The 2,452-nt window shown below is 50.4% G+C and carries 2 protein-coding genes; both read right to left on the bottom strand.

Annotated elements, in window-relative coordinates; all coding sequences use genetic code 11:
* Positions 1–846: 846 nt before the first annotated feature.
* On the bottom strand, positions 847–1,644 hold the full coding sequence (locus ACP5D4_RS21425) for a TrkA C-terminal domain-containing protein (RefSeq protein WP_428013632.1): 798 nt from the start codon (positions 1,642–1,644) through the stop codon (positions 847–849).
* A 198-nt stretch (positions 1,645–1,842) separates the two neighbouring features.
* On the bottom strand, positions 1,843–2,388 hold the full coding sequence (locus ACP5D4_RS21420) for a hypothetical protein (protein WP_428013631.1): 546 nt from the start codon (positions 2,386–2,388) through the stop codon (positions 1,843–1,845).
* Positions 2,389–2,452: the final 64 nt, after the last annotated feature.

The raw sequence follows: 2,452 nt of genomic DNA, 5'->3' as shown, positions 1-2,452 counted from the left end.
GCAAATGCTTTCTCTAAGAAGCTTTCGAGACTTGCCACCTTAAGTGACCCGTACCTTTAACTCTCCGACTGGATGCTTTTAAGACAATGGCTGAAGATTCCAGAGGGCTAATCTCCCCAGGCTTTTTTGACGTTTCCGTGCGCCCCACGGTACGTTAGAAAGCATTTGAGCAAATGCTTGACTTTTCTGGACTCGCGACTCTTTTGAGTGCTTGCGTTTTTAAAGAGGTCTCTCGCACCTCTGCACCGATGTCGCAATGGTCCTATGAATCCCGAAATCGGGTTGGGCTACCGACGAATTTACCCTGGCACCGGACTGAACTCAGTTTAGCATTTGAAATGCCGCCCTGGAAGGGCGGGGCTTGAAACCCCTAATTTTCGGTCACGCACCCTACCCCTGTTCGCTGTTCGCTGTCACAGATCGGTTCGCCGAATCGCCCACATCTGAAAAAATCTAAGGCGGTGCGATCGACAAAATCGCAGAAAAGCCGTTTGATCGCGAGGAGCCTGTGGAGAACTTACGGGGTTTTTCCACAGTTTTTCCACAGGTGGTGTGGAGACAGAAACCCCTAATCTAGAAGCGGTTTGCGAAGTTTTCCACAGTTTCCACAGGATGCTTGTTAAAGACAAGATTAAAAAAAGATTAAGTTCGAAATCCGTCAAAAAAGCCCTTAGCCGAGCGGTCGCGATCGCGCTCGTTCTCCTACTGTTTTCGCGAATTTCACCCCTGGAATTCTAGCGTCCGTCGGTTCGAGCCACGCCAGAGGGCGGAAGGGAGTTCCGTCGTTTCCCGTGGCCGGGGTTGAGGCTGCAAAACCAAGAGTCCTGTGGGTTCTCGGGAAGTTTTTTAACGTTTCTCTCGGGGCTTTTCCCCTTCGCGATCGGCGGCTTCTTCGCGATCTTGTTCTTCTAACATCCGTTTTTGTTCCGCAACGGCTTGATGGTGGGAGCGTTCGCCGAGTAAATCCGCTCGTCGTTCGTCGAGTTCGGAGAGTTGCGACAAACGTCCGTACAAAAGCAAGGTGTCGTTGGCGTGAATTGAAGTGTCTCCTTTCGGCGCTCCCACATAGCGGCCGTTGGCGCGACGAATCCCCAACACGAGAATTCCTTCTTCGCGCAGTTCGAGCATTTTCAATTTTCGATCGGCGACCCAATCGGAAGCTTGAACCACCAATTCCGTGACGGTGTATTCGCCGCTGAGGTGCAGCAAACTGGCGTAATCGCGGATGTTGAGATGAGTCCACTGTCGCAAGGCGCGACGAATCAGACGAGACAGATATCGATCGATCCACGCACTCGTGGCCAAGGCCCACAACACCAGCAATCCCACCGCCAGTAACAAGGCGCGAAACACCCAACTTTCCGATTCGCCGATATTGGTAAACGTCAGCAGCAGGGAGGAAATGGTGGTAACGATTCCTGCGTTTCCCAACAGCATCAACCACATAATAATTCGCCGTCGAACGGGATGGTTGACCACTTGTTCGGCTTCGTTGGTGGTGAATCCCGCTCCGGTAAAGGCCGATCGTGCTTGAAACTGCGCCGCTTGTTGGGACAATCCGGTGAGGGTTAAGGCGACGGTGGCGATGCGGTTGATGAGGAGGGAGAGGGTGAGGACGATGAAAACTGACGCGAGTGCAGCCAAGAGTTTTGGAGATTGACGGCGGAGTGGGGTCGAAACGAGAAATCTCGATCGAATTATAGGTCAGTTTTTCGAGGGCGAAAATTCCCCCGGCTACGGTCTCTTGCGAGATGGTTTCACTTAAAACGCTGGTACAGAGGTAATTGTAGGGGAGGTGAGGCGATCGCATATTGACTGTGAAATCTCATTAAGGAGCCGCCTCTAGGTTTGAGGGGTCGATCGCGCCAAGATAATGTAATCGTCGATGGCGTAATGGGGTCTGTAGTTCAGTTTTAAATAGGTTTGATAGAGGTCGTCGAGTTGCGTGTGAGGCGGACAGTATCGATCGGCAAATTCCCGAAAATTTTTTAGCCAAGTTCGCTGTCCGGTAGAAGTCACGTAGCGATACCATTGAAGATTTAATCCTAATTCCTCCTCGACAAATTTTTGAATCACTTCCCGTTCTTGTCCTACGTTTTCGTCTCGTTCTATCTCGTACACTTTATAGAGTTTCGTCCACTGAACCACCAGCAACACCCAGCCGCCGGGTTTGAGATGGCGTTGAAAGATTTGTCGGTAAATGCGGTTTGACTGGCTTCGTAACTGAGGATCGGCAAAAAAACAGTGAGAAATGACGATAAAATCGAAAAACTGTTGGGGAAGCGATCGACCGTCGGTTTCGTATTCAAATAAATCGACGGTATTAAACTGAAGAAAAGCATTAATCGGCGATTCAATGGACTTGAGATAGCGTCGCCAAAACTGCAACCCCCGATATTGGGCACTGGTCGTGTAAAGTGGGAGATATAATCTCCTCGAAAATTACCCATGA

The sequence above is a fragment of the Baaleninema sp. genome (assembly GCF_049974805.1).
Lineage (GTDB): Bacteria > Cyanobacteriota > Cyanobacteriia > Cyanobacteriales > Geitlerinemataceae > Baaleninema.
Note: the sequence above shows the minus strand (reverse complement) of the source record. Positions and strands in the feature narration are given on the sequence as shown.